Source organism: Proteiniphilum sp. LBM24028 (assembly GCF_056629195.1).
Genome location: NZ_CM152817.1, coordinates 1,930,536 through 1,956,030 on the forward strand (window position 1 = coordinate 1,930,536; position 25,495 = coordinate 1,956,030).

The window sequence follows — 25,495 nt, forward strand, 5'->3', positions numbered from 1 at the left end:
ACTCGCTTTAGTCATGATCATGTGTGATAATGATTATCATGCTCGTTTCATATGATTCAATTTATTTATTTGCTGACTATCATTTAAAACGTTACGTTAACACCCACCGTGAATGTCCTGGGACGGGGATAGGTAAAGAACTGACGGTTCGTTCCCCATTTGTTGTCTCCCAAACGTGACGAGTTTTCAGGGTCAAAGCCCAAATAATCGGAAGAAGTGATCAGAAAAGCGTTGTTCACGTTTCCGTACAGTCGCAGCGCAGAGAGTCCCACCCTCCGGAGTGACTCGCTGCTGAAGGTATATCCAAGCTGAATGAGGTTTCCACGCAAATAAGAGCCATCGGCCACCCAGGTGTCATCGGCATTGGCATTGTTACCCATTCCGAAATTTGCCAGCCTGATGGCTTGTGCTGTACCGGTAGGATTGAGTGTGGGATGCCATGCCTCCTGCCAGAGACGATCGATGCCACTGGTCAGGAAACGACCCTCGGTGGAGTGAAAGAACTCCTGCATGATGTCGGCACCCCATGAAAACTGCAGATCGAGGGTAAGGTCGAATCCTTTGTAATTAAATGTGTTGATAAACGAACCCATCCAGTCGGGAAGTCCGTTTCCGAGTATCTCCCGCTGTTTGTACGTCACTTTTTCACCGATGGTCGAGGGTACATTCATTGTTTCAGTATCCCAGTTGGCAGCAACGCCATCGTAAATACCGGCACGTTTGTAACCATAGAAGGAGGAGAGTTCCTCACCTTCACGAATCAGCATGTCATACCCTACGAAGCCATCGAGCAGAATCTGTCGTTTACCGGTCACCGGATCCACCGAGGAACTTTCATCCAGTTTTTCCACCTTGTTCTTATTGAAACTCAGGTTCAACGCGGTATTCCATTGAAAACCGTTCACATCGACCGGATAAGCATTAATTAACAGATCGAAACCCTTGTTGGATACCTCTCCAATGTTGCTGGTGATGGATGAAAAACCGGTTGTTCTTGGGATGGGACGACTCAGCAACAGATCGGTCGTGTACTTATAGTAGTAAGAAGCCTCCACGTTCAGTTTGTTGTTGAACAAACCCAGGTCGACCCCCACATCCCACTGGTTGGTTTTTTCCCATCGCAAGTCGGGATTGGGCATACGCTGTGTATAAGAGACTGTTTGCAGGGCGTCACCGATGATGGTAGTGGACTGCCCGATGGTAGCCAGTGAAGCATAGGTTCCTATCTCGGAGTTACCGGTCACACCGAAGGAGGTGTGAGGTTTCAGCCTGCTGATCACCGGATGATCTATCAGGAAGTCTTCGTTCGACACCATCCATCCAAGGCCGATAGAGGGAAACCAGGAATATTTGTTGTTGGCTCCGAATTTCGATGAGCCATCCCAACGACTTGTGACGGTAGTCATGTACTTGTTGTCGTAGGAATAAGCTACACGTGCGAAGTAGGAGTTCATGGTCCACTTGTCATGGTCGTTGCCCACCGAGGGTCGGTCTGATCCTTTGCCCAGGTTATAGTAACCGTAGAAATCATCCGAGAAGTTGGAACCTACGGCATTGAAATAGGTATAACTCCTTTCCTGCCAGGATATACCTCCCATGGCATTGACAGAATGGGGTCCAAACAGCTTGTTATAGGTCAGATAGGTTTCCTCCTGCCAATAGAGCGTGTTTGAGTTGTTCCCTTCCGCCCTTCCGGTAGAGCTCTGGTTGATGAGCGGGCGCGGTGTGAAAGGGGTATAGCTGGCATTCCGGTTGTTGTGGTAGTCGATACCAAACTGCGTTTTAAGATCGAGTCCCTCTGCCAGATGGAACGTGAGGGCCGCATTTCCGAAGATCTGTGTTCTGTATTGATTTGCCTGCATTCTCTTGAGCAGCTCCACGGGGTTCCCCACTCCTTCGGGACTGAATCCCTGCATGGCCGACGGATTGGGATTGTCCTTGTCGCGGTAGATGGCGCTGGTGCTGAAGCTATTTGTTTGCGCATAGACGCCATCGAGCATCACGGGAAGAAAGGGCAGCAGTTCCACCATGGTACGCAGGGCTCCCTGTCCGTACGGATTGTCGGAAGTCCTGTTACCCCAGGAATGATTGACAAGAAGGTTCACACCTGTGGACAACCAGGAGGCGGGTTTGTCGTCATAGGCCAGCTTGGCATTCAGGCGCTTGAAGTAGGTGTTATGCAGGATACCCTGTTGATCGGTATAGTTGAGGAAGGCACCTACGGAATGATCAGCGTCGCCCCTTTGGATGCTGAGCTGATGATTGTGCGAGAACGCGGTACGGGAGGCTTCTTTTTGCCAGTTGGTGTTGTATATGGGTGTTCCGTCGGCATTGAATAGCCGTTCATCGGTAAAAATTTCGGAGAGATCGGTGGTAAAGTTTCTGTTCTGCCATGCATTGGCATTCTCCAATCCCTGCTTGAAGGTTGCCATCCACTCGTTGGAGTCCATCACATCCATGTACCGCGACATGCTGCTCAAGGAAATCGAACCATCGTAAGAGACGCGGGCACGATTGCCGGTGTTTCCACCTCTTTTGGTGGTGACCAGAATTACACCATTTGCGCCCCTGGCACCATAAATAGCAGCAGAAGAAGCATCTTTAAGGACTTCGATTGATTCAATATCATTGGGATTCAAAAACTGGAAATTCGACATCACCACACCATCTACCACATAGAGCGGACTTGCCGATGCATTGATAGTGGAAATACCCCGAATGATCACACGCAGCTCGCCACCCGGTTGTCCGGTATTGGAGAAGATGTTCACACCCGCAGCTTTACCTTTCAATCCTTCGAGGGCATTGAACGATTGATTTTTGACGACATCGCTCCCCTTGGCCGTGGAAATGGATCCGGTCACATCCGATTTGCGCATGGTACCATACCCTACCACCACCAGTTCATCCAATGTTTGGGTATCTTCCAGCAATATAATATTAAAATTGCTGGTACCAGCCGTATTGATCTGCTGGTCGATATAGCCGATGTAGGAGATGGTGATGACAGCACCCTCATCAACCTGCAGCCGGAAGTTTCCATCAACATCGGTCACGGTTCCGTTTGTTGTCCCGTTTTCTATGATATTGGCCCCGATAACGGGGAGTCGCTGTTCATCGAGTACAATACCGGTAATTTCACGTTTCTGCTGCTGCGGAATGGTCACTTTTCCTCCCGCAGCCTTTTCTCCTTTGATCTCAGCTTTCCGGTCTATAAAAATGTACTTCCCCGATATTCGATAGGTAAGCGAGGAGCTTTTGGTAAGCTGATCCAGTATCTCGTGAATGGTTTTGTTTTCAAATTCCACATCATAAAGGATAGAACGATCGACATCGCTGCTTTTGTAAAAGAAAACAAATTCTGACCGGTTTTCAATTACGGAAACAATCTCGTCGAACGTTGCCTGGCTTAATTTCACCGACAACATTTCAAGCCGGACTTCGCTACCGGCAAAACTTTGGAAATTTCCGGTCATTGACAGGATGGAAATAAACATCAGGAGCAACGGTATTTTTTCCCAATGTCTCTTGGTATCTGTTGATTTATTCATAAATTTGTATGTTTTTAATAAATTAAAGAATGAACATTCCTCCATGTCGGCGCGACAAAAAGGATTATTTAATGCATTGAAAACAAATCTATAGCCGGGAAACTGCGGACACAGCGTCCCGGCTTTTTAGCACACGATTTTTTTTACCATAGGCATCTGTTTTAACGGTGAATAATTTGTATACGGCATCATCTTTTTAAAAGAAAGAGGGTATCGTTACGGAATTCCGACCGGAACTGACCTTTGAAGTTCAGCACCCCGACAATCTCCTCGGGCGATTGGTTGGAAAAGAATTTTCCGGTATACTTTTCTTCCCGTGCCGATTCATCCGGCACAATGAAAGCAATTCCGAAAACTTTTCCCAAACGCCGTGTAATCTCTTCCAAAGGTGCATCTCTGAAAGAATAGACCCCATTCATCCATGCAACAGTTTCAGAAGGATCGATCCTGAAAATGGAAGCGTCGTTGCGTTGTTTATCAAAAAAAAGCTGTTGATTGGGAAGCATCACGATCTCTTTTTTGAGATGATGGCTGCTGTTGTATGTGAGAAGCTTTACTTTGCCGCTGATAAGCGTGGTGACGGTATAGGGATCGGACGAATAACCCTGCACATTGAATTGGGTACCCAGTACCCTGATATCCTGCTGATCAGTATGTACTATAAAGGCAAGCCGCTTGTCGCCGGCGACGGTAAAAAAAGCTTCTCCGTCCAGATAAACTTCCCGGCTTTTACCCTCGAACTTCTCGAGGTATTTCAACTTGGAGGAAGCATTCAACAGCACCGTGGAGCCATCGGACAGCAAAACAGAATAAGGTTCGCTGCGTGGTGCCGTCTCTACTTCGATCCACCGGACCTCTTCGCGCTCTGTCATGAAAAGAATACCGGAAACAATCAACACCAGGGCGACTGCCGCTCCTATCGCCCATATTACGGTTCGGGCATATCGGTCTGGCTTCTTGCTCAGACGGGGCTGTATGGTGGTTGCCTGTTGCTTTTTCATTTTATCGCACAGACGATTCCAACTGGCTGAAATTGCTTGTTCATCGGGGTATAACCCTCCCTTGCGACGTTCGTAGATATCTTTAAGCTGGAAAAAAAGCTGCTTATTTTCTTCGCTGGCTTGGTACCAGAGAAGAAAAGACTGTAGTTCTTCATCGGTTTGTCTCCGATCAAGAATACGGATAATAAGATCATCTATTTCGGTGTTACACATATCATTTTTAACTAAAAAGAGTTGTTTTTATACTTCTTCATGTATGGCTCTTTTATGTAAATACGATTGTTAAATGGGAACTACGTACTCCATTTAACACAAAATAATTCAGGTTTCACCTGCCAAGCGTGAATCTAAATCCAACACGGACAATGACATGAATCCTAGAAGCGGTAAAAGTGATATGACTGCCCTGTTTTTAAAAACGACAGAGACCGAGGAAAAGAACCCAGACTGTGTTTTCGCGGAGAAATTTCAAGGCCTGATAGATGTGTGTCTCCACGGTTCTGACGGATATCTGTAGCTGCCGGGCTATTTCGGCATGTTTTTGCCCTTCAAGGAAGAACTTCTTGAACACATCCTTGCGTTTGGGCGGTAGCTTTTCGATGGAGACATACAATGATTCTATCTCTTCATTATCCCGAGAGTCATCGGTTGAGGATGCATAATAATTCAGCTCGTCGAGTTGGAGCTGCCTGACATGCTTCTGCAGGAAATTATTCTCTATAGTCTGATGCTTGATGTAATCGATGCAGGCATGTTGCGTCATGGAGAACAAATAATTTTTGACATTCCCGCCAGCGATGAGGGTTGATTTCCTGTCCCATATTTTCAGAAAAAGATCGTGCACAATATCCTCGGCTGTATACTGATCCACAAACTTTCGGGCAAAAAAGATCAATTCTCCGGCATATTGCAAATAAAATGCTTTGTACTGTGTGTGGATAATATTTCTGTCTTCTTTCTTGCTATTCATGAACCAAGTTTCATCCTAAGCTGGATCGGGGCAGGCCTGACAACAGTTAATCGGGAAGAGCCTGCAAGCCCCAATCTTAACATTATTTTTATTTAAATCCCAAATGTATAAAAAAACCGGAAACGATGCCATATAATTAAAAAAGGACAATCACTGCAATAAACAAAAAGAGGGGAGCAGTTGTTTAGGATGACTATAAACTCACTGAAAAAAGAACAGAAAGAATGAAAATTGAGGTGTGGACCGACATCATGTGTCCCTATTGCTACATTGGGAAAATACATTACGAAAGAGCGCTTCGGCAGTTTCCCCATGCCGATGAAGTGAAGCTCGAATGGAAGGCGTTTCAGCTAAACCCCAATCTGCCCGACAAGGGAAACGGGTATCCGGTGAGAGAGTATCTTGTAAACAGTGCCGGATATCCTGAAGAGGGAATCGACAGCATGTTTGCCAACCTGAAGAAGATGGCCGATAACCTGGGTGTGCCGTTCAACCTGCCCCGTTCTGTGGCTGCCAACACACGCGATGCGCACCGCCTGATTAAGCTGGCCGCCGAAAAGGGGCTCGACTCACTGGTGGTGGGAAAACTCGGCAAGGCTTACTTCGAGGATGCAAAGGATTACAGCGATTGGGAACTGCTTGTTTCCATTGGAAAGGAAGCCGGGCTGGAGGAAGAAGAGATTCGACGAATGCTCCACAGCGAGGACTATCTGTATGAGATCAAACAGGATATGCAGGAGGCTGCCAACCTTGGGTTCGACACGGTGCCCACATTCTTGATGGATCGGCGCCAAGCCATTGTGGGATCGGAACCTGTAGATCTGTTTGTGAAGGTATTGCACAAGGCATACGACGCATGGAAAAACCGTACTGCCAAAGAAAAAGAACTGGAAATCAGCAAAGGTAAGTCATGCAAAGCCGATGGTACTTGTGAGATTTAGTTTCCAGACTCACTTCGGGCAAAAGTTTTTTTATTTTTTTGCAGGATTGTGGTACCTTTGTCGCTTCCACTTTTAAATTAAGGCCAGTCATGGAATACTTGGAGATCACCCCCGAAGACAGCATCCGCTGGAGGAGTGTTTGGAACCTGTATGAGGAGAGTTTTCCGGTAGCCGAACGGCGTAAGATGGACGACCATTTGCGAGCCTGCAATGATGGCCGTTTTTTTCCGTTGTCGGCATGGGAAGGAGGGGAGTTAATTGGACTGATGTTCTTTTGGGAATGGGATTCTTACCGTTACCTGGAACATCTGGCCGTAAATCCGGATTTGCGGGGACACGGATATGGTTCTCAACTGTTGCGGCATTTGCGCGATTCCGCGCATACGATCATCCTCGAAATTGATCCGCTCAGCAATGAATTGTCGGTACGCAGACTCCAGTTCTACGAACGTTCAGGGTATACGCTCACTCCTTACCGTTTTGTGCATCTTCCTTACAGGCTCGGTGCGAAAGCACAAGAGTTGCTCATCCTGAGTTATCCGCGCATGATCACCAAGGAGCAACACAACAATTTTCTGCGCTTTGTGAACGAAGAGGTAATCCGCTACTGTGAAAGAGAACAATAAAGACACACGAGATAGCGTGTGAGGAGTGCGAAAAATAATGTGAGTTAATAACAACGAGTTAGCGGTTTAAAATAGAATGTATTAACCGGAGCGTCTGATTGACAAATAATTTTTCTCTTTTCGACCGTGGACTGATGGGATAAACAATCACTACGACATTCCCGTCATTTTCCATTTTCAGATACCCTCCCAGTCCCCAGGAAATCATTCTGGCGTCTGTTCTGAATTTGAGCACATGATTTTTCCTGTCGGAGAAGGAGATGATCCATTGGCGGTCTACACGCTGCAATATCTCATCGAAGGGTTGATTTGTACGCCCTTTGAACTGAAATTGGGCCTTTTTTTGTCCTGTAAAAGAAGGCGGATCCAGCTTTTCGGACTCCATATAATCAAGGCGTTTATAGAAAAAAGAGGTAATTATTGCAGGTGGTATCACTCCCACAATCAAAAAAACCAATGTACCCTGCCAGGGTTCCAGTCTCATTTTCCATAATATATACACCACGATCTGAATTCCAATGAAAAAAATCAGAAAAATGGAAACCCAGTAAATAAACAGTCTGACAGTAAACTTCATGTTGTTCAAGCTATTAACTACATTATTATTTTATTTTTATTACACCGTCCATCACAAACATTCTGGTTAATTATTCAATCGACCGACGGGGTAGCAAGTTCTTCAGTAATTTTAATCCGGGTAAAACCCATCTCCTGCAGGAGTGTTATCAGCACCAGCTTTGTCTGTTCCGTCGCATCTACCAGAATACCCTGATTGATGGCATCGTTGATCATCACGTTTTTCTCTCTGATAAGCGCCTCATTGTAATCCGCAATTTTTATTGGATTAAACGCATTTTCGCTTTCGTTATAAACTTCCACCGATTTCTCATCGATCACAGTATCCAGCACCCTCGGTTTGGGAATGGAGACATGCAAGGTAGTGTCATTTTCCACTTTTACCTTTATCCGGTCGAAATCTACACCCGCCTTGATATATCCATTGTATTTTAACAGGAAATACTTATCGGTCAGTGGAATATTCATGTTCAGAAATTTCTTGTAATCCTTATAACCGATTACACCGGTATAATTGTGTTTTACCAAAGCCAATTCACGGATATGAGAAATACGGGTCATCACCGCAGTACTGTCATACCCCCTTTCCTTTTCACCACCTCTGTTATTTACCAAAAGCAAAACTGCCAGGATTAACGTGGTAAGAAAGAAAAACAGTGTGGGCAACGTTATTTTTCTCATACAATATCTTAATTTTCCTTCATCACAAAAATAGTCATTATGTGATAGAAAAAAGAATTTATCAATTTTTTCTTTCAAAATGGACAAGGTATATGCTTCATCTTTTTTCGTTAAAATTGATTGTATGGTGTAAAGTTTTGTATATATTTGCCGGACAATGTATCCTTGCATGAGCCAATCTTCCGACATACAACACTTTAATACCTTGTTTAATGAATACTATCGGCGATATATTCGTTTTGCATTGGGTTACGTGAGGGAGGTGGAAACTGCTGAGGATTTTGTCTCGGAGGCATTCACCGCGTATTGGGAAAACAGGGAAAATTTGTTACCCAACACCAATCCACCGGCGTATGTGCTTACAATCGTCAGGAACAAGTGTCTGAACTACCTTAAGCATCAGCAAATCCATCAACGGGTTGCTGATGAGTTAAGAGATCACACCAAATGGTTGCTTCAAATTCGAATTGCCACATTGGAGGCCTGTGATCCCGATCATCTTTTCTCGGAGGAGATTCAAGAAATCATTGACAACTCTTTAAAAAAATTACCCCTGAAAACACGGCAAATATTTTCTTTAAGCAGAGAACAGGGCTTGACCTACAAAGAGATCGCCGAAGAGACACATCTGAATCAAAAAACCATAGAATTTCACATATCCAAGGCACTCAGTCTCCTGCGTCTTTCTTTAAAAGATTTCATGACAATCGGTATATTTTTTTTATTTTAGGGTATTCTTCTTTTGGATTGTTTTAATAATAGAAAGAGGAACTATTATTGTATGGATAAGAAATTAATATATCGTTTTTTTGAAGGGAAAACATCTTATCAGGAAGAAAAGCAAATCAGGCAATGGATTGAATCATCCGACAACCACAACGCACTTTTTCTTCAGGAGCGTAAGATGTATGATGCCTTGCTACTCACTGGTACAAATAGCCTGAAAAGAGAGAAAAACATAATATTGTCTTACCGTGTCGCAGGTATTGTAGCAGCTATTCTTCTGATATTGGTAGTGGGCGGAGTTTACTTGTACGGTTTCAAGGATGAAGGCGAACAGTACAACACTATTCATGTTCCGCCAGGTCAGCGAATCAATCTTATTCTTTCAGATAATACAAATCTCTGGTTAAATGCTAACACCACTTTTCGCTATCCCACAAAATTTTCAAAGGAAACCCGGACGGTTTATTTAGATGGAGAAGCTTATTTTGAGGTAAGCAAGAATGAAAAAAAACCGTTTATAGTAAAGACCGCTCAGGGAGACATACATGTAACAGGCACATTGTTCAATGTGGAAGCATACTCGAAACATCACAGTTTTGAAACCAGCCTTTTTGAGGGAGGAGTTGATATATACAAAGGTGATACCATGCTTGCCACATTGTATCCCAATCAGAATGGTACTCTTAAGAACGGACAATTCTTAATCACCGAAATAACTGACCCCGATAAATATCTATGGCGAAAAGGTTTAATCGCATTCAACCATAAGGATTTAGAAGATATACTACTTAAGTTGGAAAAATATTTTGATGTGGGGATTCAGGTACATACTACCAAGTTACCTCAACACACTTACACAGGAAAATTTCGTCAATCAGACGGAGTGGATTATGCACTCCGTGTACTTCAGAAAAGCATCCAGTTTACGTACGAAAGAGATGATGAAACGGGTACGATATATATAAACTAACTAATATTAAAAAGCCTATGGAATAAGTCTATTTATAACTAAAAATCGGTAGGCGCTGCAACGCCTACCGACCAAATGTTTTCGTTAACACAAACTAAAATTATTTATGTATCAACTTAAAACATTACAAATGTATGAAGAAAAACAATCCAACGGGTAATCATTCAACCGAAAAGATACCCATTAAACATTTTTTTTTGATTATGCGAACAACCTTTATTCTATTGCTTATCTGTGTCTTTTGCGCTATGGCTGAAACAAGCTATACCCAAAATGCTAGGGTAACGATCAATAAACGCAATGTGACCCTAAAAGAAGTATTAAACGACATAGAAAAACAAACTGATTATCTGTTCATTTACAGCAATGAAGTAAATACAACTGAAAAGGTATCTATAAGGGCAAAACAGAAAGTGGTTTCTGAAGTATTAAATTCAATTTTTGAAGAAAGAAAATTGAGTTACTCTATGGAGGGAAATCATATACTTTTATCTGTAAATGAAAACGATAATATAGATTCTGAAATGCTTTCTCCAAATATAATCCAGCAACAAAAAAAACATATTACCGGAAGCGTTGTAGATCAAAATGGAGAAGCAATTATTGGTGCGAATATAATTGAAGATGGTACTACAAATGGAACTATTACTGATAATGAAGGGAAATTTTCATTTGAAGTCAATAATAATGCAATTGTTAGAATTAGCTACATAGGGTACATAGAAAAAAATATAAATACTTTAAATCAACAAACTTTTAATATTACCCTTATAGAAGATACACAGTCATTAGATGAATTAGTAGTTATTGGTTACGGAGCAGTTAGAAAAAAGGATTTGACAGGCGCTGTATCGCAAGTAAGAACAGAACAATTTGAAACTCAACAAAGTACAAATATACTTGACTACCTTAATGGTACTGTGGCAGGTTTTAATTCAAATATAGGAACATCAGCTTCTGGTTCGAGTTCTATGGAAATTAGAGGTCCTGCTTCTATTTCAGCAAGTAATTCTCCCTTAATTGTCTTGGATGGAGTAATTTATAACGGGAGTATTAATAGTATCAACCCAAGAGATATTGAAACGATAGATATTTTAAAAGATGCAAGTTCTGCTGCTGTATACGGTTCTCGTTCAGCTGCAGGCGTCGTAATAATCAATACAAAGAGAGGGGAAAAAGATAGATTGTACATTAACTTTTCATCCCAATTAGGCTTAACCGATTATACAAAAAGTATTAAACCGAATGATTTAGACGGATATCTACAACGTAGATTAGACTTCCAGGAAAGATCAAATCCATCTAAACCAGCTGGTTACTACAGGAATCCGGATAATTTACCAGATGGTGTTGATATAGAAACTTGGCAGAATTATGATGCTTCCCACTCTTCAAATCCCACAGAAACGTGGATGGATAGATTAGCTTTGCGTGATATTGAACAAGAAAACTATTTGAATGGAAAAACATATGACTGGTTTGATGCAGTTACAAGTCCTGGATTACGTCAAAATTACGACATAAATATTTCAGATGGTACAGGCAAAACTAAATATTTTTGGTCGTTGGCTTACACAGATAATAAAGGCTATTTACTCGGTGATGAATATAAAACATTTAGAACTCGCGTAAACGCAGATACTAAAATATCTGATTGGTTAACTGTTGGGATAAACGCTCATTTTGCTAATAGGGATAACAGTGCTGTACCAGTTAGTCTGTGGAATGCTACAGCTCAAAGCCCATTAGGAAACCCATATGATGAAAATGGAGAATTAAAATGGTATCCTCATGATGACTCAGGAATGGAAGTTAATCCTTTTCTAAATCATTATAATAGAGATAATTTCAATCTCTTCAATGATCTTTTCGGAACACTTTATACGGATATTAAATTGCCCCTTGGTTTTAGTTTTAAAACGTCATTTGTGAATAGACTTCAATGGGAAAAAGACTATTATTACATTCCAACATCAATGCCCCAAGGTGATCGAGTGGGAGGAATGGGAGAAAGAAGAGATTTCTCATTATATGAATGGCAATTAGATAATATTTTATCATGGAAAAAAACACTCGGAATTCATGATTTTTTTGCAACTTTTCTGTATAATGCAGAAAAAAGACAGTCATGGGAAGGAGTAGCATCTAATCAGGACTTTCCTATAAGTGAAGCGTTAAATTACCATCAACTGAACGCGGGCAGTTCACCCACTATTAATAATGATGACACTTATTCTACTGGAACAGCATTAATGGCACGATTAAATTATACATTAATGAATAAGTATTTGATTACTCTTTCGATTCGACGAGATGGTTATTCAGCTTTTGGAATAAGTAATCCATACGCAATTTTCCCTTCTGGGGCATTTGCATGGAATATTTCAGAAGAGTCCTTCTTTAAAGTAAATTGGATAGATCGTTTAAAGATTAGAACATCTTATGGAATCAATGGAAATAGAGATATCGGTATATATTCAGCACTTTCACGTTTGGGGACTACTAAATATTTAAGTAATGGTTCTTATGTTTCCGGTGTATTTAGTAGTACAATGGCAAATAATGATCTAAAGTGGGAAAAGACTAAAGCACTTAATCTTGGTATCGATTTTTCTATTCTCAATAATCGTATACATGGCATGATAGACTACTATGATATGACAACTAACGATTTACTCCTTACCCGTAGTTTGCCAACTATTATAGGTTATAATTCAATTATGTCCAATATGGGAGAACTAGAAAATAAAGGTTTTGAATTTACATTAAACAGTCTCAATGTAGAAAACGAAGACTATAGTTGGAGGTCTACTTTCACCTTCTCTCTAAATAGAAATAAAATCATTCACTTATATGGAGACAAAGAGAATATTACAGACGAAGAAGGAAATATAATAGGAATAAAGGAAGCCGATGATATAACAAACGAATGGTTTATTGGTCAGGCTTTGGATAGAATTTGGGATTATAATTTTTTAGGCATTTACCAATTAGGGGAAGAAGAATTAGCATCATCTTTTGGAAAGGCACCTGGAGATACTAAATTACAGGATGTTGATAATAATGGTGTGTCAACACAAGAAGATAAAGTATTTCAGGGGTATACAAAACCTAGGTATCGTCTTGGTTTAAGAAATGAATTTTCTTTCTTTAAGAATTTCCAATTTTCTTTCTTTTTACGTGCAGATCTTGGACATTTCTCTAAAAATGGACTTCTTATGCAAACAAGCCAAGTTGATGATCGCCGAAATGCTTACTCAATTCCCTATTGGACTCCAGAAAATCCAACAAACAAGGCAACTCGTTTAAATACTGTAAACACACCGTCATTTACGATTTACGAATCAAGAAGCTTTATTCGTTTACAGGATGTTTCCTTGTCTTATAATCTCCCTGAAAATGTATTAGGAACGTTTAAATTAAATGGTTGTAGATTTTATTTAAGTTCGAGGAATTTATTAACATTTACAAAATGGTCCGGTTGGGATCCTGAATCTGGGAATACACCAATGCCTAGAATTTTCACCTTCGGAATTGATTTAACATTATAAATATTTAGACAAATGAAAAATATAATTAAATATGCAATATATGCAATTTTATTTCTCTCTGCCTCATCTTGCGGAGATGAATTTCTTAATATAAAGCCACTTTCAATATATACGCCAGAATCAATTTATACAAATGAAGATGGCTTCGAAGCTGTATTAGTAACTTTGAGAAAAAACCTTAGAGTTGATTTCTATGCTGAAGCAGGAGGTATAGCTTCTGAGTTGATTTCTTCAGATATAGCTATCTCTGCTAACAAAGCACAAGATGCAATTCATAATTTTGATACGCAAGTTTTACCTACTGGTACCGGAGGAAATTATGATTTTCATGAAATTTGGACCCGAGGATACAATCAGATACGAAATACGAATGTAATTTTATCAAGAATCGAACAAGGTAAATTTAAATCTGAAGAATCGAAAAATGCCATTATTGCAGAAGCATACTTCCATCGCTCTTATTGGTACTATAGAATGATACATCTGTTTGGAGATATTCCATTCCTAAATATTGAATACACTGCTCCTAAAATAGATTTTTACACACACTCAAGAAAAACAATTTTGGCTAAACTTGTTGAAGATATGAGTTTTGCAGTAAAATGGCTACCTGAGACTGCAGTTCCAGGTGCAGTAACTAAAGGAGCTGGTTATCATTTATACACTAAAATACTTCTAGCTGATAGCCAATTTGAGAAAGCAGTAGAAGCTGCAACAGCAGTGATAGATGGTGGTAAATATTCATTGATGTTCGATCGTTTTGGTGTAGTCGCTTCAGATCCTAAATACAATGTTATATGGGATTTACATCAGAAAGAGAATAAAAGTTCTTCAGATAATAAAGAAGGTATTTTAGTCGTACAAGAGCAATATGGATTCCCAGATGCTGAAGTACCAGGTGGTACACAAAGTATGAGAAAGTATGTTCCTTCGTGGTGGAATAATTATATTAAAGATCCAAAGGGAAAAAGAGGTACAATTGACACTTTTGGTGAGGAGTTTTTTGTAAGTGTTGGAAGAGGTGTTGGATATGTTAGACCTACGAGTTATCATAATTATGAAATTTGGACTGATAACACAGATTTACGCCATGATAAGAAAGTTAATTGGTTTTCAACTGATAAATTTATATATAACAATAAATCTTCGAAATATTATGGACAACCAGTTGATATCAAATATACAAACCCGATTGATACAATTCACTGTTGGTACCCTTTTCCTTATTATAAAGTTTATATAAAAGATGAAGAAAGACCTTTTTCTCCTTGGGGAGGACATTCTGATTGGTATCTTTTTAGATTATCGGAAACTTATTTACTTAGAGCTGAAGCATACATTTGGTTAGGACAACCTATTAAAGCCGCGGCAGATGTTAATAAAGTAAGAAGCAGAGCAAAAGCATCTCTAGCTTCGTCGTTAGAAATGACTATAGAATATATACTTGATGAAAGAGCCAGAGAAATTTTTGCTGAAGAGTTTCGTAAAACGGAATTAACTCGTATAGCTTATATTATGGCTGACAATAATCTTAACGGGTATTCTATCAATAATTTTTCGGAAAAGAACTACTGGTATGATCGTGTGATGGATAAAAACGAATTTTATCGAGCAGGAAATATTATTTGGGGATCAAACGTTTATAAAATAAGCCCATTCCATGTACTATGGCCGATTCCTGCAACTGCAGTCGACAGTAATACAGGAGGTATTATTAACCAAAATAAAGGTTATATTGGATTTGAAAATAATCAGTCTCCTCTTACAGTAATTAATGATCAACAATAATTATATATTAATTATCTTAGTTCCTTATTTGAATGGGAACTAAGATAATTTTTTTATTTATTAGTATATGAAAACAAAATATTCAATAATAGTATCTGCTAGTTTGTTTTTATTGCCAGGTTGTAAGAGTTTACCAGATAATGACAATAATCAGCAAAAGAAGGCTACAAATACGAAACCAAATGTATTGTTTATTTGTGTTGATGATCTAAGACGTGAGCTGGGTTGTTATGGATCTAAAGTAATATCACCCAATATAGATAAATTGGCAGAACAAGGTTCTTTGTTCTTTAATCATTATGTCCAAGTTCCAACTAGTGGGGCCTCACGAGCAAGTATGTTGACAGGGGTATTTCCACGTCGGGAGTCAGATCTTTCTAACGAAGCATGCCGTACACGACTTTCAGGCAAGCCTGAGACAGATACATCTGAAACAATGTTTCATCAACTAAAACGAAATGGTTATTATACTGTTGGAATTGGTAAAATCAGTCATTATGCAGATGGTCTCCTATATGGTTACAATGAACCAGTTAAATCTGAACTTGAATTACCCCATAGTTGGAATGAAATGCTTTTTGATGCCGGTAAATGGGGTACTGGATGGAATGCATTTTTTGGTTATGCCGATGGATCAAACAGACAAAGCAGAAACAAACAAGTGAAACCATATGAATGTGCAGATGTCTCAGATGAAGGTTATCCTGATGGATTAACAGCAAACCTGGCGGTAAAAAAAATAAATGAGCTGGCAAGTAAAAATAAACCTTTTTGTTTAGCTGTTGGATTTTTTAAACCTCATCTACCTTTTACAGCACCAAAAAAATATTGGGATATGTATAATGAGGAAGATATTCCACTATCACCAGCACCTTTTATACCTGAAAATTCTAACCCTATTATCTTACATGAAAGTACAGAATTTAATGGATATTTATTAGGTGAAGAGAAAGTATCTCTCAATAAGCCGGTATCTGATGAATATGCACGCAAACTCCGACACGCATATTATGCTTGTATAAGTTATGTAGATGCTCAAATAGGGAAAGTTTTGGATGCTCTGGAACAGTCTGGAAAAGCTGATAATACAATCATCATTTTGTGGGGAGATCATGGATGGCATTTGGGGGATCAATTAGTATGGGGAAAACACACATTACTTGAAACTTCTCTTAGTAGTGCTTTTATCATTTTAGCTCCAAATAAAAAAAAGGGAATTAGAAACCATCGCATAGTTAGCTCCATAGATATTTATCCTACTTTAATGGAATTATGCGGTGTCGAGATTCCCGAAGGACTTGATGGCAAAAGTTTGGTAACGCTTCTGAACTCACCACAAGACCAAAATTGGAATGATGTCGCTTATAGCTATTTTAGAAAAGGAATAAGTATGCGTACTCCGAAATACCGTATGGGGAGATATTTTATGAATAGTGAGATTATTACTGAGTTGTATAATTATGATCAGCAATTATTTGAAAGAAAAAACATTGCTTATGAAGAACAAGATATCGTAAATGGACTTTTACCATTATGGGAAAAAGGAAATATTTTTAATTACTAGCATTAAATTAATTTAGATATGATAGATATTATTTAGGTGAATTAGCTCTGCAGGAGATCGGCAGACGAAAGCCCATCATCAAGAATCGTATTGAACAGGAGATTGAGGATCGGGTAGTGTCATTTGCAACAGAAACCAGATCAATAATAGTGGACTTGCAAACTTATTTGAGACATAAAGTTAAGCGACATTTTTAGTTGATTCTTTTTTAAGATTATACTGATTCCAAAATTCATCAATGGTTAAGTTACCCAATGCTGAGAATCTCCTTTTATGATTATACCAGGATTCAATATATTCAAATACATGCAAGCGCATTTGCTCTCTTGTTTTGAGTTTGGTACCATAGACCAATTCAGATTTGAAAGTTTTGAAAAAGCTTTCAGCCACAGCATTATCCCAACAATTTCCCTTTCCACTCATACTTTGCTCCAGCTTCAAGGATTTCAACAGGTTTACAGTTTGTTTGCAGGCATACTGGATGCCCCGGTCAGAATGAAATATCATTCCTTCTCCAAAAGGTCTGTTCCTGTTGGCCATCCTGATGGCCGGGACTACGGTATGGGATGCATTCATATGATCACTTATGGACCATCCGATCAGTTTGCGGTCAAAAAGATCCAGCACACAGGTCAGATAAAGAAATCCATCCTTACACGGAATATACGTCAGGTCAGAGACACACGCTTTCACAGGCTCATTCTGATTAAATTCGCGATTCAGCAGATTTGGAGCAACCTTATAGTTGTGAGAGGCATCCGTCGTCACTTTGAATCGTCTCGAAAGTTTGCTGCGCAAACCCATTTCTTTCATATGGCATGCTACAGTGGTTCTCGAGACAGGAATTCCGGATGCCTGCAAATCCTTCGCCAGCCGGGGGCTTCCATTGCGTCCTTTAGCCGTAAAATATGCATCCCTGATCTTTTCGTCCAACTCCATATACTTCCGCTTACGTTGTCCCTCTGGATCTTTAAGCCAGCGATAATAACTGCTTCTGGGCACTTTCAATACTTTACACATCACCTCGATCGTCCATTGTTTCGAGTTGTATTCCTTTATAAAGAGAAAGATCAACGATCTCTCATGGAGATGATGCTCAAAGCTTTTTTTAATATGTCACGTTCCGTTTCAGCCTCACCCAGACGTTTTTCCAGCTCAGCTATCCTTTTGGCGTCTTCACTTAGAGACGGGACTCCATTTCCGGGGAAACTGGCTTTCCCTTTCTGCTGGAACTCTTTCCGCCAACGATATAAAAGAAAGGGGGCAATACCCAATTCCTGCGCAAGCTCGGAAACATTCTTGCGCTCTAAACTGAGTTTGACCGCATTCTCTTTGAATGCCTTGTCAAAATGTGTTCTTTGTTTTCTCATATTACACAAAAATAAGCGTTTATGCTTAACTATGTGTCCCGGCAAAGTTAGTAATTCCACTGGAAAATGATCTGTTAAATGAAACAGCGATGTTAATTTAAATAAAGTGTAAATCAATAAAAAAAGGACAAAAATGATTCTAACAAGAAACCATCGACAATATTTTACCGTTTTCTGTGCTTTGTTAGTAGGCAAAGGGAGTCTTTCGGCACAAATGGAAAATCAAAATAAAAAATACAATATTTTATTTATTGCATCAGATGATTTAAACTCAGACATGCATTGTTACGGAGATCCTTTTGTTAAAACTCCCAATCTGGATCGCCTGGTAAAAATTGGAGTGCGTTTTGACAGGGCCTATAATCAATGTCCTTTGTCAAATCCCAGCCGGGCGTCTTTAATGACCGGATACAGACCCGACAAGACAGGAGTCAAAAGAAACAATGTGCATTTTCGGGAAAACCTTCCGGAAGCAGTAACGATAGCCCAATTATTTAAAGAAAATGGTTATTTCAGTGGTAGAGTGGGTAAAATCTTTCACTATGGAGTGCCCGGTGATATAGGAACAGATGGTAGCGATGATCCTGCATCATGGAACCAGAAATTTAATCCCATTGGTATCGATAAAACCGACGAGCATAAGGTGACAAATTACACTCCCCACCGTGGTTTGGGAAGTTCTTTATCATTCATGGCAACAGAAGCCGAAGATAACGAACACACCGATGGCATTTCTGCAAATGTAGCAATTCAAATGATGAGACAGCAAAAGGAAAATCCTTTTTTCATCGCTGTTGGTTTTTATCGGCCGCATACCCCATACATTGCACCAAAAAAATACTTCGATTTATATCCACTTGATAAAATTAAACTTCCGGAAGAGAGAGCCGATGACTGGGTGAACAAGCCTGAAGTAGCCAAATTTACGAATCCTTTGCATTGGGATGTACCGGAGCAAAAACGAAAAGAAGTATTACAAGCTTATTATGCATCAATTAGTTTTATGGATGCCCAGGTGGGCAAGTTATTGGATGCCCTGAAAGAACTGGGATTAGAAGACAATACCATCATTGTTTTTTGGAGCGATCATGGATATCTTACAGGACAGCATGGTCAATGGATGAAACAAATGCTTTTTGAGCATGTGGCACAAACTCCGCTTATTATTTCCGTTCCGGGATTGACAAAGGGAATACCTTCATCAAGAATTGTTGAGTTTGTTGATATATATCCCACGCTGGCAGATTTATGCGGACTGAATGCGCCAAAAGATCTGCACGGGAAAAGTCTTGTCCCGCTACTAAAAAAACCTGATATTGCCTGGGATTTCCCAGCTTTTACACAAATTACAAGAAACAGGGAAAATAAAATTGTAAATGGCAGAAGCATAAGAGTGGAAAGATACAGATATACCGAATGGGACGAGGGAAAGGAAGGCGCAGAATTATACGATTATAGCACTGACTCAATGGAGTTTAACAATCTGGCATATAAACCGGAATATAAAAAGCTGGTAAATGAGTTATCAAAACAGTTACACAACGGTCAATAATTTTAAACAGACTAAACATGAAAACTTTCAATGTAAGTAAATTTATTATTGGAGCGGGAATCAGTTCTTTCATGGTGATCCCGGCACAGGCAAAAAAAGTCGCAAGCGAAAAAAATCAAAAGAATTTAAATATCCTTTTAATTACTGCGGATGATTTGAATTATTCCAGTACCGGATTCTGGGGAAGCAAGGTTCCCGATATTACGCCAAATCTTGATAAACTGGCAGCACAAGGAATGATTTTCAAAAATGCGCATGTCAATTGTGCAGTTTCTCAACCCTCCCGTGCAGTATTGGCTACCGGTATGTATGCACATCGAAACGGAGTGGAAGGATTTTACCATACCGAAAAAAATATCCCTACTGTCATGTCAGTACTTCGGGAGCATGGTTATCTGGTTGGTATTGCAGGTAAGGTACCTCACAGTACACCAATAAAGGAATTTAAATGGGATATGGCTATTGATCAGCCTAATCTAGGGCAGGGAAGAAATCCTCAAAGATATTATGAAGTCTTGAAGGAATTTGTAGTGACCTCAAAAAAGAATAAAAAGCCTTTTTATTTTATGTTGAATTCGCATGATCCGCATCGACCGTTTCATGGATCTGAAGCAGATATAAAAATGCTAAAAGATGGAGCTGTTTATCCTCCCCCTTCACGTATTTATTCTACAAATGAAATTGAAGTCCCCGGCTTTCTTCCCGATATTCCGGCAGTCAGAACGGAACTGGCTCAATATTTCAGTTCGGTCAGACGATTGGATGATACTGTAGGAGCAGTATTAAGGGTTTTAAAAGAAGAAGGAGTACTTGATAACACATTAATTATATTTCTGTCTGATAATGGCATTTCCGCTCCTTTTGCCAAGACAAATGTTTATTTAAATTCTACACGCACACCGTGGATAGTTTCCTTGCCAGGAGTTGTAAAACCTGGGACACGTAATTCTGAAGAGTTTATATCAGGAATAGATTTTATGCCCACCGTTTTAGATGTTTGTGGAATTGATATACCCGAAAATATTGATGGTAAATCCTTCTTACCGCTCATGAAAGGTGAGCGTCAAGATAGCAGAACAAGAGTATTTACTCAATTTTATGAAACGTCGGGGAAAAACCGTTATCCAATGTTTGCTGTACAGGACAATAAATACGGGTATATCTACAATGCCTGGTCCGACGGTAAATATCAATTTAAAAATGACTCTCAGGGTGGTATTGCATTTAAGGGAATGGTGACTGAGGGGAAGACTGATTTTAATATACAAAAGAGAGTAGATTTACTTTGGTATCGTGTACCGGAAGAATTTTATGATTTGGAAAATGATCCAAATGCATTGAATAATCTCATCAACGATCCTGCTTATTTTGATACCATTGTAAACTACCGGAGAGAATTATTAACATGGATGAAACAGTACGGATCCAATGCAACTGATGTATTTGAAAAACTCTGTGAATATAATGATTCTCGAAACAGATACATAAAAGAGGATAGAGTCAAACATATGTAATTATAAGATCATACTTTTTATGTTGAGGAGTTCATTCAATCCTGATGAATCATCAGGATTGAATGTCCCAAATTCAAACACCAAAAACTCCACCTAAAAAATTAACATAATTTATTATAAATATCGCCAATCGTTGAATTAATCATACTTTATATATTTTTTTTATTAAAATATTATACTTTAATTTGCGTGAATACTAATTTCTTGAAAACATAAAACAAAATTAATATTATTTTAAAAATATTTTTTTTGTTTTTTATTGAACCGGTTTTCTTTTACATAAAAACAATATTCAGGATTGCCCGTCAAATATTAAAATATTTTTTAATAATACGCCAATATTATATAAAAAAGAATCGTAATATCAACGAAATAAAATTTCATTTAACTGAGTAGGCTCTTAACTTCATCAATATCAATTTGTTAATTAAATAATTAAAAGCATGAAATGTTGTCAATTTGTTGTTGCTGCGGGTTGTCATTTATATTACAACAATAGAAAATTTATGAACTTGTTGTTCCTGTTTTTTCTTTTCACCCTGAATATGGCCACAGCAGAGGTTCTGGTTCCTAAGGAAACTCAACAGCAGGGCACCGTTATTAGCGGAACCGTGAGCGACAAAAGCGGTCCGTTGCCTGGTGTAAGTATAACCATCAAAGGGACTACTCAAGGCGGTGTAACCGATATCAATGGTAAATTTTACATTTCCGTACCGGATCAAAAATCCGTACTGGTATTTTCTTTTGTGGGATATATCACACAGGAAATAACAGTAACTAATCAGAAAACCATTAATCTTATACTTGTTGAAGACACTCGGGAGTTGGAGGAAGTAGTAGTGGTAGGTTATGGCATACAGAAGAAAGAAAGCTCAGTGGCAGCCATAGGACAGGTAAAAGGTAATGAAATGCTGAAAATGTCGCCGGTGAGCCTTTCCAACGCATTGACGGGTACAGTGGCGGGAGTACCTTTTTATCCGGCCGAAGTGTTGGAACAATATCCTGACCTCGCTCATCCGGATCCCAATGAAGCCGGTTGGAGATTGGGCGACACAATGATACATACCAATGCCTCGAGCCCATATACAAGTACCAATTTTAGCGGACAACGTCAGATTAAGTCTACCGACATAAACACAACTATTAAATTACAGCAGAAACTGGACTTTATTACTCCAGGATTATTATTACTATTGTACATTTAAAACAAGTTGAGTACGGTTGGTCCTGACAACAAATAAAAATTCCAGTTTATATTCAAATATCAAAAAAAAAATTATGAAATCATCAACAGTTCCAAGTTTAATTGCAGCAATTGTCCTGGGATATTTTTCATTGTCCTGCAATGAGAATAAAAAGAATTTATCTGTAGAATTACCTCAAAATGATGTTTCTACATATTTAGGTCAATGGTCTTTCGATTTTGGTGATGGCAAGGTAGGCTGGCTTCAGGTCAGACAGGAAGAGGGTTATTTGGATGGTGATATAATGTGGGCTGCCGGAAGTGTAAATTACGGCTTGCCTTATATCTATGTTGCCGGAGATAAACTGTATGTGGGAAGAAATCCGAGGAATGCTGTCTTAACAAAAGACGCAGAAGGACAATCTTTATTAACGAGGAGTTATCCTACCTGGATTGAGCTGAAGAGAGAAGGGGATAACATTTCAGGCTACTATTTAAGTCCCAAAGTAAATGGGACAGGACTTGATTCTGTTTTTATCAACGGTAGAAAGCTTCCGGAAATGGGACCTGCTCCTGACTTGACCGGCATAAAACTTGGCAAACCCATTACCTTAATCAGTGACAACAACCTCACGGGATGGCGCTTGATTGAGGAAAAACTAAAAAATGGCTGGTCGGTGACAAATGGCGTTCTTACAAATGATCCGGCTCAAATTGAGGGTCAGCCTCACATCAGGTATGGTAACCTTCGGACAGAACAAGAATTCAAAGATTTTAAATTAAAACTCGAAGTGAATACTCCGCCTAAAAGCAACAGTGGCGTTTATCTTCGCGGAATGTATGAAGTACAAGTAGCTGATTCGTATGATCGCCCATTAAGCTCCGGAGGTAGTTTGGGCGCCATTTATACAAGAATCGCACCTGCAGTGAAGGCCGAAAAACCTGCAGGAGAATGGCAGGAGCTTGAAATTGTGCTTTATAAGCGTCATGTGACCGTCGTACTTAATGGAGTAACCATTATCGACAACCAGCCGGTTGATGGACCTACGGGAGGAGCGATACAATCGGATATTTCTGCTCCGGGTCCTATTTATCTTCAGGGTGATCACACTGCTATTTCCTACAGGAACATAGTGTTGACACCAATTGAAAATTAAATTATAGTCTGAAATCATTTTATGAAACGAGCATGAATTACGAAGTAATCGACTTTGTCAAAATTATTATCACACGAAATCATGATTATTACGAGTTCCATACACCATAATGAAAAAAATGAATTAATCGTATGAAAACACAAAATTCAAATAAAATAAGCAGGAGAGATTTTATTGGTACCTCAGCTTTGGTTGTGGGAGGACTGACAATTGTTCCTGCTCATGCTGTTTCCGGACTGGGTCATCAGGCTCCCAGCGACACATTAAATGTTGCCGGTATTGGAATCGGAGGAATGGGACGGGGTGATTTAAGTGATGTCGGCAAAACGGAAAATATTGTTGCACTTTGCGACGTAGACTGGAGCGATAATGTAAAAAAAGTCTTCGACACTTATCCCAAAGCAAAGAGATACAAGGATTATCGCTTAATGTTGGATAACCAAAAGGATATTGATGCTGTCATCGTTGCCACGCCGGATCATACTCATGCCATTATCAGCATGGAAGCTATTAGAAGAGGCAAGCATGTCTACACTGAAAAGCCCTTGACCCATACTGTGTATGAGGCGAGAATGTTGACTGAAGCTGCCCGCAAGTATAAAGTGGCAACCCAAATGGGAAATCAGGGACAGGCGGGTGACGAGCCAAGAAGATTGCAGGAAATGATTCATGACGGAGTAATTGGTACAATTAGAGAAGTTCACGTATGGACCGACCGTCCAAACAGAGGCCTGGCAGACACATATTGGCCACAAGGAGTAAAACGTCCGGAAGATATGCCGCCCGTACCGGATAGCCTCGACTGGGATTTGTTTACAGGTCCTGCGCCGTTACGTCCTTATCATCCTTCTTATCACCCTTTTAAATGGAGGGGTTGGATAGATTATGGTACTGGAGCACTTGGAGATATCGGTTGTCATTCTTTTGACTCGGTCTTCAGAATACTCAAACTAAAATATCCTACCAGTATTCAGGCCACATCCACATTGGTGAATGGTGAATCATTTCCGTTGGGTTCAATGGTTACATATGATTTTCCTGCCCGTGAAAACATGCCTCCTTTACGTCTTACATGGTACGACGGAGGATTGCGTCCTGCACGTTTAGATGAAATAGATCCTGGCATCCAGATGGGAGCAGGCGGAGTACTTTACATAGGCAGTAAAGGAAAAATTTTGGGAAATCGTGTCCTGCCACAATCGCTCAACGACTCCTATAAGATACCCGAACCCTATATTAAATCCTCACCTGGACATCGGCAAGAATGGATTCTTGCCAGTAAGGGCGGTAAGCCGGCAGGTTCTAATTTCGATTGGGCAGGGCCATTAACAGAGACTGTCCTGTTGGGTAATATAGCACTGAGGCCCGAATTAAGGGAAAAAATGAGTTTTGAAAACTTGCATTTTGATGCTGAAAAATTCTCATTTCCAAATATGCCGGAAGCCGATCAGTTTCTACATTATGAATACAGAGAGGGTTGGAAATTATAACTCAAAAAAAGGTTATCAACACATTTTAGCTTTCCCTTGTCAGTTTCTTGGGATTGTCAAGCTTGACAATCCCAAGAAGCCAGTTTATTTTTGAATAAAATACGTCTCAAAGATGAGAAGTTTATTTACACCGCACTATAGGTTTAAACGTACTTGGAAATTAAATTTAAATAGTATACTTTTGGAATGAAATGCTGATATACCTTTGAGTAAGAAAGATATTTTGAATTGATATTATTTATATATAAGTCAATTTACCAATTCTTCATGGATAAACACGCATA

Annotated in this window: 19 protein-coding genes; 12 read left to right on the plus strand and 7 right to left on the minus strand. The window is 39.7% G+C overall.

Annotation, left to right across the window (positions count from 1 at the left end; all coding sequences use genetic code 11):
• Positions 1–83 precede the first annotated feature (83 nt).
• From AC1HCU_RS07480 to AC1HCU_RS07490, 3 genes are all read right to left on the minus strand, one after another.
• Positions 84–3,551, minus strand: a complete 3,468-nt coding sequence (locus AC1HCU_RS07480; protein WP_286860977.1) for a SusC/RagA family TonB-linked outer membrane protein — start codon at positions 3,549–3,551, stop codon at positions 84–86.
• A 188-nt stretch (positions 3,552–3,739) separates the two neighbouring features.
• Positions 3,740–4,765, minus strand: a complete 1,026-nt coding sequence (locus tag AC1HCU_RS07485; RefSeq protein WP_480370951.1) for a FecR family protein — start codon at positions 4,763–4,765, stop codon at positions 3,740–3,742.
• Between the two features lie 199 nt (positions 4,766–4,964).
• Positions 4,965–5,522, minus strand: a complete 558-nt coding sequence (locus tag AC1HCU_RS07490; RefSeq protein WP_286860982.1) for an RNA polymerase sigma-70 factor — start codon at positions 5,520–5,522, stop codon at positions 4,965–4,967.
• A gap of 224 nt (positions 5,523–5,746) precedes the next feature.
• Between AC1HCU_RS07490 and AC1HCU_RS07495 the strand changes: the two genes are divergently transcribed.
• On the plus strand, positions 5,747–6,463 hold the full coding sequence (locus AC1HCU_RS07495) for a DsbA family oxidoreductase (RefSeq protein WP_480364804.1): 717 nt from the start codon (positions 5,747–5,749) through the stop codon (positions 6,461–6,463).
• Between the two features lie 89 nt (positions 6,464–6,552).
• Positions 6,553–7,089, plus strand: coding sequence for a GNAT family N-acetyltransferase (locus AC1HCU_RS07500; protein ID WP_480364806.1), 537 nt, complete (start codon positions 6,553–6,555; stop codon positions 7,087–7,089).
• A 58-nt stretch (positions 7,090–7,147) separates the two neighbouring features.
• Here AC1HCU_RS07500 and AC1HCU_RS07505 read toward each other — a convergent pair whose 3' ends face one another.
• Both AC1HCU_RS07505 and AC1HCU_RS07510 read right to left on the minus strand, forming a co-directional pair.
• Positions 7,148–7,573, minus strand: coding sequence for a hypothetical protein (locus AC1HCU_RS07505; protein WP_286860992.1), 426 nt, complete (start codon positions 7,571–7,573; stop codon positions 7,148–7,150).
• Positions 7,574–7,740: 167 nt separating this feature from the next.
• Positions 7,741–8,346: a DUF4230 domain-containing protein gene (locus AC1HCU_RS07510; protein WP_480364810.1), complete on the minus strand. Its 606-nt coding sequence runs from the start codon at positions 8,344–8,346 to the stop codon at positions 7,741–7,743.
• Between the two features lie 169 nt (positions 8,347–8,515).
• On the opposite strand from AC1HCU_RS07510, the gene AC1HCU_RS07515 reads away from it, so the two are divergent.
• The 5 genes from AC1HCU_RS07515 to AC1HCU_RS07535 all read left to right on the plus strand — a co-directional run bounded on the left by AC1HCU_RS07515 (position 8,516) and on the right by AC1HCU_RS07535 (position 16,945).
• Positions 8,516–9,076, plus strand: coding sequence for an RNA polymerase sigma-70 factor (locus AC1HCU_RS07515; protein ID WP_480364812.1), 561 nt, complete (start codon positions 8,516–8,518; stop codon positions 9,074–9,076).
• 51 nt (positions 9,077–9,127) lie between these two features.
• The gene (locus tag AC1HCU_RS07520; protein ID WP_480364814.1) at positions 9,128–10,042 is read left to right on the plus strand and encodes a FecR family protein; all 915 of its coding nucleotides are present in this window, start codon (positions 9,128–9,130) and stop codon (positions 10,040–10,042) included.
• A 134-nt stretch (positions 10,043–10,176) separates the two neighbouring features.
• On the plus strand, positions 10,177–13,593 hold the full coding sequence (locus AC1HCU_RS07525; RefSeq protein ID WP_480364816.1) for a SusC/RagA family TonB-linked outer membrane protein: 3,417 nt from the start codon (positions 10,177–10,179) through the stop codon (positions 13,591–13,593).
• Positions 13,594–13,605: 12 nt separating this feature from the next.
• On the plus strand, positions 13,606–15,381 hold the full coding sequence (locus AC1HCU_RS07530) for a RagB/SusD family nutrient uptake outer membrane protein (protein ID WP_480364818.1): 1,776 nt from the start codon (positions 13,606–13,608) through the stop codon (positions 15,379–15,381).
• A gap of 67 nt (positions 15,382–15,448) precedes the next feature.
• A complete protein-coding gene (locus tag AC1HCU_RS07535) occupies positions 15,449–16,945 on the plus strand; it encodes a sulfatase (RefSeq protein WP_480364820.1) in 1,497 nt (498 codons plus the stop codon).
• Positions 16,946–17,125: 180 nt separating this feature from the next.
• Here AC1HCU_RS07535 and AC1HCU_RS07540 read toward each other — a convergent pair whose 3' ends face one another.
• Entirely contained in the window at positions 17,126–18,019 is an 894-nt protein-coding gene (locus AC1HCU_RS07540; RefSeq protein ID WP_480364822.1) for an IS3 family transposase, read from the minus strand.
• On the minus strand, positions 18,016–18,315 hold the full coding sequence (locus AC1HCU_RS07545) for a transposase (RefSeq protein ID WP_480364825.1): 300 nt from the start codon (positions 18,313–18,315) through the stop codon (positions 18,016–18,018). Before AC1HCU_RS07545 ends, AC1HCU_RS07540 begins: the two co-directional genes overlap by 4 nt.
• A 133-nt stretch (positions 18,316–18,448) precedes the next feature.
• On the opposite strand from AC1HCU_RS07545, the gene AC1HCU_RS07550 reads away from it, so the two are divergent.
• From AC1HCU_RS07550 to AC1HCU_RS07570, 5 genes are all read left to right on the plus strand, one after another.
• Positions 18,449–19,867 (plus strand): sulfatase, encoded by a 1,419-nt coding sequence (locus tag AC1HCU_RS07550; protein WP_480364827.1) that lies wholly within the window; start codon positions 18,449–18,451, stop codon positions 19,865–19,867.
• 17 nt (positions 19,868–19,884) lie between these two features.
• On the plus strand, positions 19,885–21,381 hold the full coding sequence (locus AC1HCU_RS07555; RefSeq protein WP_480364829.1) for a sulfatase family protein: 1,497 nt from the start codon (positions 19,885–19,887) through the stop codon (positions 21,379–21,381).
• A gap of 506 nt (positions 21,382–21,887) precedes the next feature.
• Positions 21,888–22,586: a carboxypeptidase-like regulatory domain-containing protein gene (locus AC1HCU_RS07560; protein ID WP_480364831.1), complete on the plus strand. Its 699-nt coding sequence runs from the start codon at positions 21,888–21,890 to the stop codon at positions 22,584–22,586.
• A gap of 73 nt (positions 22,587–22,659) precedes the next feature.
• The gene (locus tag AC1HCU_RS07565; protein ID WP_480364833.1) at positions 22,660–23,721 is read left to right on the plus strand and encodes a 3-keto-disaccharide hydrolase; all 1,062 of its coding nucleotides are present in this window, start codon (positions 22,660–22,662) and stop codon (positions 23,719–23,721) included.
• Between the two features lie 131 nt (positions 23,722–23,852).
• Entirely contained in the window at positions 23,853–25,211 is a 1,359-nt protein-coding gene (locus AC1HCU_RS07570; protein ID WP_286860246.1) for a Gfo/Idh/MocA family protein, read from the plus strand.
• Positions 25,212–25,495: the final 284 nt, after the last annotated feature.

Coding starts and splice junctions, on each gene's coding strand:
- AC1HCU_RS07480 (WP_286860977.1), bottom strand. CDS start 3,551: ATGAATAAATCAACAGATACCAAGAGACATTGGGAAAAAATACCGTTG.
- AC1HCU_RS07485 (WP_480370951.1), bottom strand. CDS start 4,765: ATGTGTAACACCGAAATAGATGATCTTATTATCCGTATTCTTGATCGG.
- AC1HCU_RS07490 (WP_286860982.1), bottom strand. CDS start 5,522: ATGAATAGCAAGAAAGAAGACAGAAATATTATCCACACACAGTACAAA.
- AC1HCU_RS07495 (WP_480364804.1), top strand. CDS start 5,747: ATGAAAATTGAGGTGTGGACCGACATCATGTGTCCCTATTGCTACATT.
- AC1HCU_RS07500 (WP_480364806.1), top strand. CDS start 6,553: ATGGAATACTTGGAGATCACCCCCGAAGACAGCATCCGCTGGAGGAGT.
- AC1HCU_RS07505 (WP_286860992.1), bottom strand. CDS start 7,573: ATGAGACTGGAACCCTGGCAGGGTACATTGGTTTTTTTGATTGTGGGA.
- AC1HCU_RS07510 (WP_480364810.1), bottom strand. CDS start 8,346: ATGAGAAAAATAACGTTGCCCACACTGTTTTTCTTTCTTACCACGTTA.
- AC1HCU_RS07515 (WP_480364812.1), top strand. CDS start 8,516: ATGAGCCAATCTTCCGACATACAACACTTTAATACCTTGTTTAATGAA.
- AC1HCU_RS07520 (WP_480364814.1), top strand. CDS start 9,128: ATGGATAAGAAATTAATATATCGTTTTTTTGAAGGGAAAACATCTTAT.
- AC1HCU_RS07525 (WP_480364816.1), top strand. CDS start 10,177: ATGAAGAAAAACAATCCAACGGGTAATCATTCAACCGAAAAGATACCC.
- AC1HCU_RS07530 (WP_480364818.1), top strand. CDS start 13,606: ATGAAAAATATAATTAAATATGCAATATATGCAATTTTATTTCTCTCT.
- AC1HCU_RS07535 (WP_480364820.1), top strand. CDS start 15,449: ATGAAAACAAAATATTCAATAATAGTATCTGCTAGTTTGTTTTTATTG.
- AC1HCU_RS07545 (WP_480364825.1), bottom strand. CDS start 18,315: ATGAGAAAACAAAGAACACATTTTGACAAGGCATTCAAAGAGAATGCG.
- AC1HCU_RS07550 (WP_480364827.1), top strand. CDS start 18,449: ATGATTCTAACAAGAAACCATCGACAATATTTTACCGTTTTCTGTGCT.
- AC1HCU_RS07555 (WP_480364829.1), top strand. CDS start 19,885: ATGAAAACTTTCAATGTAAGTAAATTTATTATTGGAGCGGGAATCAGT.
- AC1HCU_RS07560 (WP_480364831.1), top strand. CDS start 21,888: ATGAACTTGTTGTTCCTGTTTTTTCTTTTCACCCTGAATATGGCCACA.
- AC1HCU_RS07565 (WP_480364833.1), top strand. CDS start 22,660: ATGAAATCATCAACAGTTCCAAGTTTAATTGCAGCAATTGTCCTGGGA.
- AC1HCU_RS07570 (WP_286860246.1), top strand. CDS start 23,853: ATGAAAACACAAAATTCAAATAAAATAAGCAGGAGAGATTTTATTGGT.